The organism is Brevibacillus sp. MCWH, assembly GCF_013096935.1.
Lineage (GTDB): Bacteria > Bacillota > Bacilli > Brevibacillales > Brevibacillaceae > Brevibacillus > Brevibacillus aydinogluensis.
This window is the reverse complement of sequence record NZ_SDLF01000244.1, coordinates 1-388: the sequence shown is the minus strand read 5'-3', so window position 1 is coordinate 388 and position 388 is coordinate 1. Positions and strand designations below refer to the sequence as shown.

The 388-nt window shown below is 50.0% G+C and carries 1 protein-coding gene; it reads left to right on the top strand.

All coding sequences use genetic code 11. The features are described 5' to 3' along the window. Positions 1-388, top strand: a 388-nt coding sequence (locus ETC00_RS20290) for a sulfatase-like hydrolase/transferase (RefSeq protein ID WP_171567798.1), incomplete at both ends; no start/stop codon positions are given.

Genomic DNA, 388 nt, shown 5'->3' with positions numbered 1-388 from the left:
GTTTTGGACAATACGCTTATTGTTCTAACTTCAGATAATGGGGCCAGTTCGATCGGCGGGGAAAATGGCTCGACCAACCCAGCGGTTGCCTATAACGCTTCTAAAGAGAGCTTTGAAGAAGTTGAAAAACGCGCAGGCTTAATCGGGGGAGAAGCCGCTACGAGTGATTATCCGGCAGGATGGGCTCAAGTGAGCAATACGCCATTCGGGAAATATAAAAACAGCACGTTGGCCGGGGGAATTCGGACACCTATGATCATTCACTGGCCCGATCGAATAACGGCTGCCGGGGAAGTGCGCGAACAATTCACCCACGTAAGCGATATTACAGCCACAGTCTATGATGCTTTGGGGGTTAAACCGCCCAAAACGATCAATGGCGTAAAAC